Annotated in this window: 13 protein-coding genes; 3 read left to right on the top strand and 10 right to left on the bottom strand. The window is 66.4% G+C overall.

All coding sequences use genetic code 11. From position 1 onward, the window contains the following. The first annotated feature begins 41 nt into the window (after positions 1-41). Positions 42-1,061 (top strand): glycosyltransferase, encoded by a 1,020-nt coding sequence (locus P0D77_RS16770; protein ID WP_277555867.1) that lies wholly within the window; start codon positions 42-44, stop codon positions 1,059-1,061. A gap of 1 nt (position 1,062) precedes the next feature. Here the strand turns inward: P0D77_RS16770 and P0D77_RS16775 are convergent, their stop codons facing one another. From P0D77_RS16775 to P0D77_RS16795, 5 genes are all read right to left on the bottom strand, one after another. Then, positions 1,063-2,196, bottom strand: coding sequence for a glucosamine inositolphosphorylceramide transferase family protein (locus P0D77_RS16775; RefSeq protein WP_277555868.1), 1,134 nt, complete (start codon positions 2,194-2,196; stop codon positions 1,063-1,065). Between the two features lie 54 nt (positions 2,197-2,250). After that, on the bottom strand, positions 2,251-3,579 hold the full coding sequence (locus P0D77_RS16780; RefSeq protein WP_277555869.1) for a hypothetical protein: 1,329 nt from the start codon (positions 3,577-3,579) through the stop codon (positions 2,251-2,253). Continuing rightward, the gene (locus tag P0D77_RS16785) at positions 3,576-5,303 is read right to left on the bottom strand and encodes a LamG domain-containing protein (protein WP_277555870.1); all 1,728 of its coding nucleotides are present in this window, start codon (positions 5,301-5,303) and stop codon (positions 3,576-3,578) included. Before P0D77_RS16785 ends, P0D77_RS16780 begins: the two co-directional genes overlap by 4 nt. Before the next feature lie 211 nt (positions 5,304-5,514). Beyond that, the gene (gene glmS, locus P0D77_RS16790) at positions 5,515-7,314 is read right to left on the bottom strand and encodes a glutamine--fructose-6-phosphate transaminase (isomerizing) (RefSeq protein WP_277555871.1); all 1,800 of its coding nucleotides are present in this window, start codon (positions 7,312-7,314) and stop codon (positions 5,515-5,517) included. A gap of 1 nt (position 7,315) precedes the next feature. Then, on the bottom strand, positions 7,316-8,482 hold the full coding sequence (locus P0D77_RS16795) for a sugar phosphate nucleotidyltransferase (RefSeq protein WP_277555872.1): 1,167 nt from the start codon (positions 8,480-8,482) through the stop codon (positions 7,316-7,318). Positions 8,483-8,606: 124 nt separating this feature from the next. Here P0D77_RS16795 and P0D77_RS16800 point away from each other — a divergent pair, with 124 nt between their 5' ends. Continuing rightward, positions 8,607-10,010, top strand: a complete 1,404-nt coding sequence (locus P0D77_RS16800; RefSeq protein ID WP_277555874.1) for a PQQ-dependent sugar dehydrogenase — start codon at positions 8,607-8,609, stop codon at positions 10,008-10,010. 108 nt (positions 10,011-10,118) lie between these two features. Here P0D77_RS16800 and P0D77_RS16805 read toward each other — a convergent pair whose 3' ends face one another. The 3 genes from P0D77_RS16805 to P0D77_RS16815 form a co-directional block, all read right to left on the bottom strand. After that, positions 10,119-11,030: an NAD-dependent epimerase/dehydratase family protein gene (locus tag P0D77_RS16805; RefSeq protein WP_277555875.1), complete on the bottom strand. Its 912-nt coding sequence runs from the start codon at positions 11,028-11,030 to the stop codon at positions 10,119-10,121. Further along, positions 11,027-12,037, bottom strand: coding sequence for a Gfo/Idh/MocA family protein (locus P0D77_RS16810; RefSeq protein WP_277555876.1), 1,011 nt, complete (start codon positions 12,035-12,037; stop codon positions 11,027-11,029). Before P0D77_RS16810 ends, P0D77_RS16805 begins: the two co-directional genes overlap by 4 nt. Before the next feature lie 96 nt (positions 12,038-12,133). Beyond that, positions 12,134-12,340, bottom strand: a complete 207-nt coding sequence (locus tag P0D77_RS16815) for a hypothetical protein (protein ID WP_277555877.1) — start codon at positions 12,338-12,340, stop codon at positions 12,134-12,136. 142 nt (positions 12,341-12,482) lie between these two features. On the opposite strand from P0D77_RS16815, the gene P0D77_RS16820 reads away from it, so the two are divergent. Next, positions 12,483-12,800 carry a GNAT family N-acetyltransferase gene (locus tag P0D77_RS16820; RefSeq protein ID WP_277555878.1) on the top strand — a complete coding sequence of 106 codons (318 nt, stop codon included), beginning with the start codon at positions 12,483-12,485 and terminating at the stop codon, positions 12,798-12,800. Here the strand turns inward: P0D77_RS16820 and P0D77_RS16825 are convergent. Both P0D77_RS16825 and glmU read right to left on the bottom strand, forming a co-directional pair. Beyond that, positions 12,784-13,185: an NUDIX hydrolase gene (locus P0D77_RS16825; RefSeq protein WP_277555879.1), complete on the bottom strand. Its 402-nt coding sequence runs from the start codon at positions 13,183-13,185 to the stop codon at positions 12,784-12,786. The two genes, P0D77_RS16820 and P0D77_RS16825, sit on opposite strands and share 17 nt — an antisense overlap. Before the next feature lie 54 nt (positions 13,186-13,239). Then, a complete protein-coding gene (gene glmU / locus P0D77_RS16830) occupies positions 13,240-14,424 on the bottom strand; it encodes a bifunctional sugar-1-phosphate nucleotidylyltransferase/acetyltransferase (RefSeq protein WP_277555880.1) in 1,185 nt (394 codons plus the stop codon). Between the last annotated feature and the right edge of the window lie 9 nt (positions 14,425-14,433).

A 14,433-nucleotide genomic window follows, 5' to 3' on the forward strand; every position in this document is an offset into this window, starting at 1 on the left:
CTATCGACGGGATTATTCGCAGACGCCACGAGCGGGCGACCGTGACCGAAGAGCAAGGCGGCGGCGCTCCCGATCCGCTGGTGTCGATCGTCGTCGTCACCTACAACTCGGCGCGGACCGTCGGCGAGACGCTGTCGTCGCTGAGCAAGCAGACTTACCCCGAGGACCGGTACGAGGTCGTCGTTGTCGACGGCGGGAGTAGCGATGACACCGAAGAGATCGTGACCGAGTACGGCGCAGCGTTTCACCTCGTCGACAACGGGACAATCGGTGTATGTCGGAACCACGGCATCGATGCGGCCGAGGGGGAGTACATCGCGTTTACCGACTCTGACTGTGCGGTTCCCGCGACGTGGCTCCGTTCGCTCGTCGACCGGATCGTCGATGCTGATGACCATATCGCTGGAATCGGTGGTCCAAACCGCCCGTTCCCCGACGATCCGGCGTTCGCAAAGCTGGTCGGAAGTCTCCAAGGGACGGTGTTCGGTTCTGGCGGGTCACCACAGTCACACACTATCGACCGTGTCCGGGAGGTCAGGTCCGTAGCGTGTTGTAACGTTATCTACGACGCCACGATACTCGAGGAATACCGCTTCGCGGACGACATCAATGTCGGCGAGGACGCTGAGTTCCACTTCCGACTGAGCGAGGACGGCTACCGGTTCCTCTTCGATCCGGCAATTGCAGTTTCACATCACCTTTCGGCCGACTTCGCGGCGTTTACGAGGAAGTCCCGCTCGTATGGCTACTCGATGGCTCGCATCCAGCGTCGCCACAGGAAGCTGATCCGCTGGTACTCCCCACTCCCGTCAGCGGCGTTGTTTGGCGGCATAGGTGCGCTTATTGCGGATCTAACGAGCCGGAGAGCGCGCTACGCACCGCTGTTGGCGCTCACGTATCTCTTCGTCAGCGCATACGCGACGGTGCAGGTCTACCGCGACCGGCGGAGCCCGCTAGCCGCATTCGTACCGTTGCTGCTCGCCGCACAGTACAGCTTCTACGGGATCGGCTTCCTTGAGGGCCTGACCGCGATCGACCCGGTTCCACAGGAACTCCCGTGAACTAAGCGCGGTAGATCCCGATCGCCCAGTGGTGGATCCCCACCAACTGGTAGCCGATGCCAACATTTCCGTCGACCGCACACAGGTAGCCGTTGCCATCGAACCATGGATCGACTTGGTGGATCGCGCCGCTGTTCCATCCGAGCCCCCCGGTCGGATCGAGCACCGGCGAATCGGCGCGTCGGCTGTCGGTGTACATCTCCGGCGTGAGTTCAGTGATCTCGTAGACGTGGACGCGCTCACCGTAGCGATTCGAGGAATCCTGATAGAATGCGAGGACGTGGTCGGAGAATACGAGCGGCCGACCCCCCGGGCGAGCCGCTGTCGGCCGATCACGCACGACGGGATTCGCCTCGTGTGGCGTCCAATTGGGTGCCTCGACGTCGTCGCTGTAGTACGCGTACAGATCCGTCCCGTCCCCAGCTAGCGCCCACCAGCGACCCTCCCAGCGGAACGGGCTGAAGTCGTGTATCGGAGTCGCCGGCCGGACAAGCTCTGAGACCGGCTCCCACTCGTAGGGGAACGCTCCGGCCTTGTAGAGGGTGATCGCTGCAGGCCCCCGTTCTTTCGCCCACGTGTCGGGAACCATATAGTGGTCTCCCTCCCACTTGAACACGTACGGATACGAGAGGTGTTCGTCCGCCTCCAGCACCACCTGGTCATAGTGCCAGTCGTACCCGTCGGTGCTCTCGGCGTGACCGATGACCGCCGACGGCTGGCGGTTCTGCGTGTACACCTCGAAGAACATGTGCCAGTCGCCGTCGGCGGTGACGAACAGGAACGGGTCGGCCACGCAGTCCGTCCGGCCGAAGTCGGTCACGTCGGCGGCGGTCAGAACGGGGTTGATGTCGCCCGCCGGGACGAACCGCTCCGGGGCGCGGTCGGCACCGGTCGGGTACTCCGGGACCGCCTCGCCGTCGTATCGCCCACGCATTTCGACCGGATCCGGGTGGCTCCGACCGGTCGACGGCCGGTTGTGGATCGCCTCGCCGGTGTGCCACGCCACGCGTTCGACGTGCGTGGACGACGCGAGCCGGCGTCTGATCGCGTCGACGACCGGGTCGACCCGGTGACGGGCGTGTGGCAGCGGCCTGTCTCGCGACGTGTCGCGACCCTGAGAAGCATCGTCTGTCATCGAGTACTGGTCACTGCAGTGCGGTCGAAGATAAATACCACCGGGGGAGGGGACTCAGAACCCGGTCCCCGCAGTTCCGAGCGCTCGAAGCCCGCCGGTCCCCGCCTCGGAATGGGTCACGGTCACGTCATCCGGGGACCCGTGATACAACGACGGTTGCGCGGGGTCGGCCGGGTACGAGAGATTGACAACTGTGTTCGTGATGTCTGCCTCCGCACCCAGTTCGATGTACGGGCCGAGGATCTTCCGGCCAGGCCCCCGAGCGTTGTAGCTGTCGTAGCCAAGTTCGTAGGCGTAGTCTGCCACACCGGTGACGTGTTTGACCGAGTCAATAACGGCCGTGCCGTGCCCGAGCAGGCGGACGATGGCGGGCGGGTTCGTCGGGTTCGTGGTCGGCTCCCAGTGGACGTTCCCGAACTCGATGACGCTGTCCCACGTCTGGTCGATAGCGACGCCAGTAGATCCACCCATGGTGAGGTAGTCGACCGTCTGAGTTCCGCCACGCGAGAAGAACACCGTTGTGTTCTTGCCGCTGATCGTCGCGCTTGGGTACGCCGCGATGGTCCCGAACCAGTTCGCCGGGCCATACCACGACCGGAACTCGAAGAGGCCGTCCTGGTCGCCGGCGTCACACTCGTAGATGGTGAGCTGGTCGTGGCGGCACTGGAACGGGCCGACTCCTTCGTCGACGCGATACACGGAGTTGTTCCACCCCCACAGGACGAGCCGGCCGACGTAGAGGTCCTGCGTGTCCTTGTTCGTGTGGTGGATTGCGACGCCGGTCGGCTGGCCGCCGGCGGGCCCGTTCAGTGCGAACCCGTCCAACTTGACCCGACTCACGCCGGATTCGCGGTCGAATCGGATGCCGTCGGCGTTCCGGTCGGTGATCGCGACCTTCGACAGTTCGACCCCGAGCCCGATAATCTGCGTCTCCTCGTACGGACGGATCGGGCCCGTCTCCTCGGTGACCCCGGCCGGAAGCCGTACCTCGCCGCCGCCGGCGGCGTGGACGATGTCGAGCGCGTCCTGGATCGGCGTCGACGTCGTCGAGGGGTCGACCGTTTGTGGTGCGGAGTTGTTCCGTCCGAGCGCGACGACGAAGCCTTGCAGGATGAGCGAGGCGACGCTGGGTCCGTCGCCGGAGGAGCCGCCTCCCGAGCCGATAGTTCCCAGTTGGACCCAGGAACTACCGTCCCCGAGATACACGTTCCCAGTGTCTGTGGCAAGGAACTTCCCGCCCACCTTGGGCACGTAGTTCGTCCGGTTCGCGTCCGTGTCGCGGACCTCGACGTCCGTGTCGATGCGTTCGAAGTTGCGGTTCAGCGGTTGGTCCCAGTCCAGTGTCCCGGACGGGGGGGTCTCGTATTGGTGGTTGTCTGTCATTGTTCGCTCCCGTTCACCACGCCGCCGTAGCCGTGACTCCCGTAGCCACTCTCGCCGAACTCGTCGTTCGGGACCGGCGTCGCGGTCGGTGTTGCAGTCGGTGTGGGGGTCGCCGTCGGCGTCGGCGTGGGTTCGGTCGTGGGTCTGGCGACGATGGCGCCGACTTCGTCGCTCGTGAGGGCCGCCGCGTACACGCGCACGTCGTCGACGTCCCCGTTCATGTCGTAGTAGGCGGTGTAGCCGTTGTCGCCGAAGCCAATGTACAGCGACCGGCTGCTCGGAACGACGTCGCCCGACTGGGAGGTGTCGCGACCGACTTCCTCGCCGTCGAGGTACATGACGAGCGTCTGCCCGTCCCACGTGCAGAACACGTGGTGCCACTCCCCGTCGTGTGTGTCGGCGCTGGGATTGACCGACGCCCGGCCGCTCTCAACGCCGACGTGGGCCCGGAGCCTACCCGGCGTCTGAACCTCGACGGCGTACCCCTCGGTGCCGAAGCGGGAGTCGGCCTTCTGTACGACGGTCTGTTCGTTCTCGCCGCTCGACGTTCGGAACCAGCCGCCGAACGAGAGGGCGGTCGTCGGTGTCAGCGTCCCCGAACTGGGCACCTCGACGTAGTCGTCCGCGCTCGCCCCGAAGCCGATGCCGGACGTGTCGAACACCCCGTCCGTATCGAGTGTCGGCGAACCACGGACGAAGCCGTCGTTCCCTCCGGCGCTGTCCGCCACCGTTGCCCCGCTCGTCTCCGTGAACTGCCACCGGGCCACCGGAGTCGGCTGTGTCGACGGGTCCGTCGGCGTGGGCGTCGGTGTCGGTGTTGCGGTCGGCGTGGGCGTCGGTGTCGGTGTTGCGGTCGGCGTGGGCGTCGGTGTCGGTGTTGCGGTCGGCGTGGGCGTCGGTGTCGGTGTCGGCTCCGCGACACCGCCGTACAGGGCTGCGACCTCGTCGCCGCCGATCGCACGATCGTACACGCGCACGTCGTCGACGGCCCCGTTCATATCGTAGTAGGCGGTGTAGCCGTTGTCGCCGTAGCCGATGTACAACGGCCGGTCGCTGTGGACGACTGCGCCCGACTGGGAGGTGTCGCGACCGACTTCCTCGCCGTCGAGGTACATGACGAGCGTCTGCCCGTCCCACGTGCAGAACACGTGGTGCCACTCCCCGTCGTGTGTGTCGGCGCTGGGGTTGACCGACGCCCGGCCGCTCTCGACGCCGACGTGCGCCCGGAGCCTGCCCGGTGTCTGGACGTCGACGGCGTACCCCTCGGTGCCGAAGCGGGAGTCGGCCTTCTGTACGACGGTCTGTTCGTTCTCGCCGCTCGACGTTCGGAACCAGCCGCCGAACCCCAGTTCGTCGGGCGTGAGGACGCTCGCGTTCGCGACCTCGATGTAGTCGTCGGCCGTCGCGCCAAACTCGACGGCCGTCGAGTCGTAGACCCCCGACACACCCAACTGAGGGTTCCCCCGGACGACGCCGTCGTTGCCGCCCGCCACGTCTGCCATCGTGTCGTTTGTGCCGTCGAGTGGCCAGTGACCCACCAGCCCGTCGCTGGGACCGACGAGCGAGAGGGGGTTCGCGGCGAGTAGCTCCGGCGGGATGCCGCCGGGGAGTCGCCAGACATCGCCGCCGTAGCCGAGCCCGAACCGACCGGGTGGAGTGGCGTCCAAGCAGCCAGCCGTCGAGACGGACCCGACGGTGGCGAGCCCGGTCAGCTTGAGCAACACACGGCGTGTAATCGAATTATTTCTCGTATTCGGTGGTGGGTCTGGCGCCATAGCGACAGAGATGGGTCGCCAGCTTAGATATCAGTTGCTCACAGAATTTTCTATATTATATGTTGAAATAAACACGATGTGATCGGATACAAACGCGACCGTCGATGCGGTTCCAGCCGGAAACCACGGGGAGTCGTTCGCGACGTGGCCCCACGGCGGTCTACTCGACGGTGACGCTCTTCGCCAAGTTCCGCGGTCGGTCGATCTCTCGCCCCTTGTCGTCGGCCACGTGGTAGGCGAACAGCTGCAGATAGACGTTCGCCACGAGCGGCTCGATCAGTCCGAGTTCAGGAACGTCGAAGTTCACCTCGTAGTCCCCGTCGTCGTCGGGTGAGGTGAAGGCGATGACCGGCGCGCCGCGCGACTGGACTTCCTTGATGTTGTTCCGGGTTTCCTCCGGCCGCGTTCCGTCGGTCAACAGCGCGAGCACCGGCGTCCCCTCGGTGACCAGCGCCAGCGGGCCGTGTTTCAGTTCCCCGGCGGGGAACCCCTCGGCGTGGTCGTAGGAGATCTCCTTGAGCTTCAGGGCGCCCTCCAGGGCGACAGGGTTGCCGAATCGGCGACCGATGAAGAAGAACGACTCGCCGGCTGCGTAGGCGTTGGCAACCTCCTCGATGGAGTCGTTACGGTCGAGAGCACCTTGAACGGCTCCTGGAAGGTTCTGGAGATGTTCGAGCAGTTCCCGACCAACAGTCGGATCCAACTCGTCGCGCCTCTCCGCGACGGTCACGGCGAACAGCGCGAGGATCACGACCTGTGACGCGAACGTCTTGGTGGCCGCGACGCCGATCTCGGGGCCGGCTCGGATGTACAGGACGTCGTCACACTCCCGTGCCACCGTGCTGCCGACGGTGTTGGTCACGCCGAGCGTCCGGATGCCCGACCGCCGGGCGATCCGAAGTGCGCGCAACGTGTCCGCGGTCTCCCCGCTCTGGCTGACCCCGACGACGAGCGTCCGCTCGGGGTCGCGCCCGCTGCCGACGCTGTACTCGCTCGCGAACTCGACGGTCGCCCGCACGTCCGCCAAGTGCTCCACCAGCTGTTTCCCGTACATGCAGGCGTGATACGAGGTACCACACGCGACGAACTGGATCTCGTCGATGTCGGAGAGGAACTCCGTCGACAGGGAGAGGTCATCCAGGTCGACCTGCCCCTCGATCGGGTCGACGCGGCCGGCGATGGCCTGCCTGAGGGCGGTCGGCTGTTCGTGTATCTCCTTCAGCATGTAGTGTTCGTAGCCTGCTTTCTCGGCCGCGTCGGCGTCCCACTCGATCGTGGTGACTTCCCGGTCGACGAGCGCGCCGTCGTGTCGGACGGTCACTCCGCTCCGGGTCAGGTGCGCGACGTCGCCGTCCTCGAGGTACGACACCGACCGGGTGTGCTCGAGCAGCGGCGTCACGTCGCTCGCGATGAAGTTCCCGTCCGTGCCGTGGCCGACGACCAGCGGGCTGTTCCGGCGGGCGGCGACGATGCCGTCGTAGCCGGCCGCCACGACACCGAGCGCGTAACTCCCCTCGATGCGTTCGACGACGGCCTCGACCGCCGCCAGAAGGTCGTCGGTCCCCTCGAGTTCGACCTCGATGAGGTGAGCGACGACCTCGGTGTCGGTCTCGCTTTTGAACTCGTGGTCTGGAAGCTCCGCACGCAGGTCGTCGTAGTTGGCGATGATGCCGTTGTGGACGACGGCGACCCGCCCCGAACAGTCCGTGTGCGGATGGGCGTTCGCGTCGGTCGGCTTCCCGTGCGTGCTCCATCGGGTGTGACCGACGCCACAGGTCTGTGTCGTCGTCTCCGGGAGCTCGAGGTCGCTGATGAGACCGGTTTGCTTGTACACCGACAGCTCGTCGTCGGCGAGGGCGATGCCCGCCGAATCGTAGCCGCGGTACTCCAGCTGCTGCAAGCCCGCAACGAGTCGCGGCCGAGCTTGTTCCTCACCGACGTATCCGATTATTCCACACATATCAGGCTCTCCGTACCGTCTCTCCGGACTCGATCCGTCCCTGCAGCACTGTGCCGCCGTCCGCCACGACGTCACAGCCGACGACGGCTCCCGGAGACACCGTCGCGTTCCCGCCGAGCGTTGCATGGTCGGCGACGACACCGCCGAGTCCGACGCCGCGATGGACCGTGTCATCGATGACGACGTCTGCCGGGCCGCCCTCAGCGGTGACGTTCGATCCGATTTCGGCCGCTTCCCCGACGATAGTGTCGTGGAGGACCGCTCCGTCGCCGATCCGTGCGCCGGGCATCACGATGCAGTTCGAGACGACCGCGTTCGCGCCAACACGGACATTTCTACCGAGTGAGGTGCCAGGCAACAGCGTCGCGTTCGGCCCGACCGACACCCCCTCATCGAGTGCGACCGATCCCGATACCGCGGCGGTGTCGTGTACACCAGGCCGTTCGCTCTCCTCGGCCCGTTCGTGTTCGTGGACCAGCGTGGCGTTCGTCATCAACAGGTCCCACGGATAGGTGAGATCCTGCCACGGGCCGCGGTGGAACACCGCCGAGAGGTCGCCGCCGTCGGCCAAGCGTTGGAGCGCCGTCGCCATTCCGAAGTCGCCGTCGTCCGTCTCCTCCATCCCGTGGATCACGTCGAAGACGCGTTCGTCGAAGACGTAGGCACCGCCGTTGACGAGGAACGGCGGGTCGTCGGTCGGTGTCCGGGAGACAGCGCGGACAACCCCGTCTTCGGTCTCGACGGCGCCGTACTCCGTCGGTCGGTCAGACCGAACAGCTGTGATCGTCGGAACCTCGATCTCCTCCCACCGATCGAGAAGCCGCCCGAGCAGCTCCGCGTCGACGAGTTGGTCGCCGTGAACCACGAAGAAGTGCCCGTCGACGACCGACTCGACCTGCGAGAGCGCGTGCGCCGCACCCAGTTGGTGCTCCTGAACCACGTACTCGATCTCAACGTCCCACTCGTCGCCGTCGCCGAAGTGCGTCTGAATGCGCTCGCTGCCTCGACCGACGACGAGCACGATCTCGTCGACACCGACACCAATCGTTGCCTCCAGAACAGTCTCTAATATGGGCTGATTACCGAGCGGTATCATCGGCTTTGGTCGTCTTTCAGTCAAGGGGCCGAGCCGGCGGCCACCACCGGCTGCTAGTAGCACTGCTTTCATAAACTCACCAACAAGTAAATCATACCCTACTATTCACACGTGCCCGTGATATACGTTTCTGACGTTCGTTTCCAATTACAGACCTACTACAAAGTATTATGACCGTCAGTGACGTTATTAGGATATGATCAGATCGCCAAAGCAGGACGACTCAATCTCTCGTCGACAACTCCTCCGAACAGCCGGCGCCGTTGGAGTGGCCGGTGCCCTCGCAGGGTGCTCGTTCGGTGGACGTCAACAGACAGAAGAGCCGGAACCGACCGCAACCGATACGGCGACCGCTACGTCTTCCCCCGATACCGAGAGCAAAGGACCCTCGGAACCGTACTTCGAGCAGGGAGCGACGGTTGGGCTCGAAGAGGTCGCTACCGGCCTCTCCTCGCCGAACGCGCTCGTCACCGCCGACGAGGACGTCGACCGGCGATTCATCATCGACCAGACCGGCGGGATCTACGTTCACGACGCCGACGGGCTCCGGTCGACGCCGTTTCTGGACCTCAGCGACCGGATAGTCGCACTCGGCGAGGGGCTCCCCAACTGGATCCCGTACGACGAGCGCGGTCTGCTCGGACTGGCGTTCCATCCCGATTTCTCGGAGAACGGACTGTTCTACGTCCGCTACAGCGCACCCTCGGATATCGAGGATATCGACCACAACGAGATCCTCTCGGAGTTCAGCGTCGCGGAGGACGGCGAGACGGCCGACCCCGACAGCGAGCGGATCCTCCTCGACATGCCGTGGCACCGACCGATCCACCAGTCGGGAACCATCGAGTTCGGGCCGGACGGATACCTCTACGGATCGCTGGGTGACGGACTGAACCCGTACAACGCCCAGGACCTCACCAACCTGATGGGGAGCGTCATCCGGATCGACGTCGACGAACGAAAGGAGGACCGCCCGTACGGGATCCCGACGAGCAACCCGCTGGTCGGCGAGGAGGGGCTGGATGAACTGTACGCGTGGGGACTGCGGAACCCGTGGAAGATGGCCTTCAGCGGTGACCGACTCATCGCCGGTGACGTGGGGCAAGCGACGTGGGAAGAAGTCGACGTCATCGAGAGCGGCGCCAACTACGGATGGCCGCTCAAGGAGGGGACCCACTGCCACGACCCCCAACTGGGAACCAGTTCCGAGGAGCAGTGTGTCGTCGAATCCGACCGTGGCGAGACGCTCGTCGACCCGGTCTTGGAGTTCCCGCACTTCGACGAGGAAGGCTTCCCGGTCGGGTTCGCCGTCATCGGCGGGCACATCCACACCGGAGACGTCAGCGCGGTCGAGGGCGACTACCTGTTCGGCGCGTTCACCAGTTCGTTCACGACGGCTTCCGGTCGCTTGCTCGCCGCGACGCCGCAGGACTCGGGGACGTGGCCGATCGAGGAGTTGCAGGTCGAGGGCGGCCTCGACATCCAAGTGCTCTCGTTCGGGCAGGACGGCGACGACTCGTACGTGCTCGGGACGCGGGCCGCGCTCGCCGACGACCCGCTCACCAAGAACGAGGGCGTCGTCTACCGGCTGACGGAATAACTCCGAGACAGTTCTTTCCGGGGACCCCACGGACCCCGTTGCGGTACCCCGGCGCCGTCGCGGCGGCGGTCGCCCTCTCGTCCCGTCACGACGCGCCGCCGTCTCCCGCTACAGCAGCCCCACCGAATCGTACCACTCGACCGTGTCCCGTATCGCGGATTGCCACGACCGCTGGCGGACCGGTGCCCGCTCGGTCAGATCCTGGCGAACGGTGCCGTAATCGCCCCGCTGGAGGAATCCCTCACCCGGGACGGGGGAGATACCGACCCGATAGAGCAGGTCCATCGCAGGCTTGACACCCCACCGAATCGCGCTGTATGGGACGTTCACGACAGTACATTTTCCGGGCGTGTGCCGCGCGATCGCTCCCAACACCTGCTTGTTCGTGAGGTTCGGCCCGGTGACGAGTTGGCGTCCGGTCGCGCCGTCCAGGCAGTGGTCGATCGTGGCGACGACGTCGTCGACGTGGACGATGTTGTACGTGGCGGCTGTGTACAGCGGTGGGACCAGCACACGGTTGGTTGCGATCGGCTGGACGTGTTCGTACCGCGTCAGCCGGTAGTCCCGCTGGCCGAAGATGTACGTCGGGTAGATCGCCGACACCGCGAACGGGTGGTCGCGCCCGAACAGCAGCTCCTCGGAGGCAACTTTCGACTGCTGATAAGCGGACCCCGTGTCGGCGGGGACGTCGGGATGCGCGCCGATGGTGCTGGTGAAGACGAACCGCTCGACGTCGGCGGCGGCGGCCGCCTCGACGAGCCGCTCGGTTCCGGTCGTGTTCGTGCCCGCCATGCGGGCCGTGTCGTACACCGCCGCCGCGAGGTGGACGACGCTGTCGACGCCCTCCAGCGCGCTCACCAGCGAATCGGGGTTCGTGAGGTCGGCCTCGACGGTGTCGACGTCGTCGGGGAGTCGGCTCGTCGACGAGGACGGACGCACCATCGCCACCGCTTCCCGGTCGAGCGCGTGGAGCAGGTTCAGTCCGATGAACCCCGTCGACCCGGTCACGAGCACCGTCATCGCGCTTCCTCCCGGGTCACGTCACACCGGTCGTACACCGCGTCGATGACCCTCGCGACGTCGACACCGCGTTCGGCGGGGGCCGCCGTCTCCCGGTCGCCGGCCGCCGCGTGGTCGGCGAAGTCATGGATGCGTGCCGTGTGGGCGTCGTCGTCGCTCGCCGGGAACAGCGTCGCGACGCCGATGTCGACCAGCGGCAACTCGCCGTGCTGGAACTCGATCGTTCGGCCGTGGATCTCTCCCCGAAGCATCTCCGGGTCCAGCTCCACCCATCCCTCGGTGCCGACGACGAGGAAGCGGCTCACGCCGTCCGTCTGTGTCCACGTCGTCGACAGCTTCACCGGCGTCCCGTCGAAGTCCAGCGACACGCTGGCGGCGTCCTCGACCGACCGGTCCCGGAGGTAGCGGACGGTCGCGTCGGTCACCTCGGGTGTGGCGTCGAACACCTCGAAGAGGACGTCCAGCGTGTGGGGGAGCAGGTCGCGGGCGACGCCCCCGCCGGAGAGGCGCGGATCGTAGTACCACCCGACGGACGGCGGGGCCGAGTGGTGAGCGACGCTCACCTCGACCACGTCGCCGATGAGGTCCTTCGAGAGGATCTGTATGGCCCGCTGGTAGTTCCGATAGTAGCGGTGGAGATAGCCAACCTGCGTGACGACACCCGCCGCATCGGCGGCGTCGGCCATCCGACGTGCGCTCTCGGCCGTCAGCGCCAGCGGTTTCTCACAGAGGACGTGACAGCCGGCGTCGACGGCGGCGAGGAATATCTCCTCGTGGGTGCTCGGCGGGGTACAGATACTGACGACGTCGAGGTCGTGCGCCGACAGCATCGACGCGACGTCCTCGTATCCCGGGAGGGAACGGTCGCTCTGGACGGTCAGTCGGCGCGGTTCGTCGCGTTCGGCGAAGGCGACCATCCGTGTGTCCGGGTGGCTGGTGAACGCCGGGATGTGGTAGTCGGTGGCCATCCAGCCGGCCCCGACCACACCGACGGCCAGTTTGCTCATACGACCCATCTTGACAGTCGCGAGGATAAACCCACCTAGGCAGCGACGATCACGGACCCGGACCCGTGCAGTTAGCACCCGGCGGTCGAAGGTCGATCAGATGCCAACGTACACGACTCTGTCCACGAGTCCATCACCGAGGTCAATCGACGGGAGTGGAACGCCGTCGTCGCCCACCAGTCCGACACCGAGTGTGTCTTCGAGCGCTACGAGTGGATCGAGGCGTACGAGGACGCAACCGGCGCCGCGGCCCGTCACGTGGAGGTCCGGGCCGACACCGTGGCGGCGTTCGCGAGGAGCCACGCCGAGCACGTGCAATGACTCGACGAGGAGGGCGCGTCGCCGGTATTGCTTCGCGCGCTACACGCTGCCGTCGGCGACCGGCTGAAACTGTTCCGAGCGACGGCCGACGGCGACGCGATCGGCGAACTGCTGGCGGTCCGTGATGACGAGCGCGACAGACTCATCCTGCTTGTTTCCGGCGTACGACCCGACGAACTTCGACCACTACCCGTCGGAGATACTCTATCGGGAGGCGATCCAGTGGGGTATCGAGAACGGCTACACGACCTGCGACTACGGCGAGACGACGCCCGACTTCGAGGACGGCACGTTCGGGTTCAAGACGGCCTTCGGCGGGGAGGCGCGCCCGACGGTCCGGTGGGAGCGGATCGGCTCCCGGCTGGGCCGTGTGCTCTTCTCGGTGGCGGGCGAGCGACTCGTCCCGCACCAGGGCGGCACCCGGATCAGTCGTCCGCACTGACCGCTCGGGCGGTCGCCGCCGCCTGCGGATCGCTCAAGCGGTCACGGGCGTGAGCGCCCCCGACCCACTCCGCGTCGGTGTGTTCGTCGCTCAGCGTGACGGACCTCGTGTCGGTCGTACAGCGGTAGTACACCGCGAACCGGCCGTGGCCGGACCGGTTCTGCCACGCCGTCGCCTCGACCGGGCCGTGAACCGAGACGTCCAGTCCGGTCTCCTCGTCTATCTCACGGACGAGACAGTCCCGGACCGACTCGTTCCGGTGGATCCGGCCACCGGGGAGTTCCCAGCCGTCGTCGCTCGCCCGGCGGATGACGAGGACGGACCCGTCGGATCGACGGATCACGCCGCGGATACTGATCGTCGCCTCGAGGAACGGTTCGTCCATGCACCACGATGTAGGCTCGGTAGGGTCAGTCTACCGGTCGCCCACTCCCGACCCTCACCGGTCCCGGAGCACCGTCTCGCCCGGCCCGACGCGCGCGCCGCTCGACAGCGTGACGCCGGCGTTGAGCGTGCAGTTGATGCCGGTCTTCACGCCGTCGCCGCAGACGATCCCGAACTTCCGACGGCCGGTGCTGACACGCTCTCCCTTAACCGTGAGTTTGACCGGACTGTCGTCGTGGCGGAGGTTCGCAACCGCCGTTCCGGCCCCGAGGTTCACGTCGCGGCCGAGGATGCTGTCGCCAAGGTACGTGAGGTGCGGCACCGCCGAGTCGCGCATCAAAACGCTGTTCTTCAACTCCACCGCGTGGCCGACCCGCGAGTCCGATCCCAGCGCCGTCGCGCCGCGGATGTAGGCGTTCGGGCCGACGTGAGCCCCCTCGGCAACGTACGTCGGTCCCTCGATGACGACCCCGGGCTCGACGGTCGCGCCGGCCTCGACGACGACGGCGCCCCGCAGGTCGGCGTCCGGGGAGACGTCGCCGTCGATGCGGCGGTCCAGCTCCGCGAGCTTCCACTCGTTGGCGGCCAACAGTTCCCACGGCCGACCGACGTCGAGCCAGCGGTCGAACGGGACCGCGGTCACGGTGTCCGTCTCGCAGGCGCGCTGAAGGACGTCGGTGAGTTTCCGTTCGCCACGGTCGCTCTCACCAACCGCCAGCCAGTCCAACGCCGCCGCGGGGAAGACGTACGCGCCCGTGTTCACGAGGTTCGACTGTGGGTTCTCGGGCTTCTCCTCCACCCCGCGGACGCGTCCGTCCTCGATCCGTAACACGCCGTAAGCGGACGGGTTGTCCACACGGAACGAGCCGACTGCCGGTCCCGATGAGTACAGTTCGACGAGGGAGGCCTCGTCGTAGAGCACGTCCCCGTTCAGGACAACGAACGGCTCCGCGGCGAGTTCGGGCGCGGCCGTCCGAACGGCGTCGGCCGTCCCCCGGAGTTCGTCTTGGACCACGGTCGTGACCGGCACGTCCCAGTCGCGGTCGGCCAGCGTCTCTCGGACCGCGTCGGCTCCGTACCCGACGACCACCACGAGCCGGCTCGCGCCCGCGTCGATCGCGTGTTCGAGACAGTGGACGACGAGCGGCTTGCCGGCGACCGGCAACATCGGTTTCGGGACGGTGTCTGTCAAGGGCCCCATCCGAGTTCCCTTGCCGGCTGCCAGCACAACGGTTTGCACGTCCGTTGG

Origin of the sequence: Halobaculum limi, from assembly GCF_029490015.1 — an archaeon.
Lineage (GTDB): Archaea > Halobacteriota > Halobacteria > Halobacteriales > Haloferacaceae > Halobaculum > Halobaculum limi.

What these genes read in the sequence shown, in the direction of transcription:
- P0D77_RS16775 (WP_277555868.1), bottom strand. Translation starts at nt 2,196, where the DNA reads ATGACAGACGATGCTTCTCAGGGTCGCGACACGTCGCGAGACAGGCCG.
- P0D77_RS16780 (WP_277555869.1), bottom strand. Translation starts at nt 3,579, where the DNA reads ATGACAGACAACCACCAATACGAGACCCCCCCGTCCGGGACACTGGAC.
- glmS (WP_277555871.1), bottom strand. Translation starts at nt 7,314, where the DNA reads ATGTGTGGAATAATCGGATACGTCGGTGAGGAACAAGCTCGGCCGCGA.
- P0D77_RS16795 (WP_277555872.1), bottom strand. Translation starts at nt 8,482, where the DNA reads ATGAAAGCAGTGCTACTAGCAGCCGGTGGTGGCCGCCGGCTCGGCCCC.
- P0D77_RS16800 (WP_277555874.1), top strand. Translation starts at nt 8,607, where the DNA reads ATGATCAGATCGCCAAAGCAGGACGACTCAATCTCTCGTCGACAACTC.
- P0D77_RS16805 (WP_277555875.1), bottom strand. Translation starts at nt 11,030, where the DNA reads ATGACGGTGCTCGTGACCGGGTCGACGGGGTTCATCGGACTGAACCTG.
- P0D77_RS16810 (WP_277555876.1), bottom strand. Translation starts at nt 12,037, where the DNA reads ATGAGCAAACTGGCCGTCGGTGTGGTCGGGGCCGGCTGGATGGCCACC.
- P0D77_RS16820 (WP_277555878.1), top strand. Translation starts at nt 12,483, where the DNA reads ATGACGAGCGCGACAGACTCATCCTGCTTGTTTCCGGCGTACGACCCG.
- P0D77_RS16825 (WP_277555879.1), bottom strand. Translation starts at nt 13,185, where the DNA reads ATGGACGAACCGTTCCTCGAGGCGACGATCAGTATCCGCGGCGTGATC.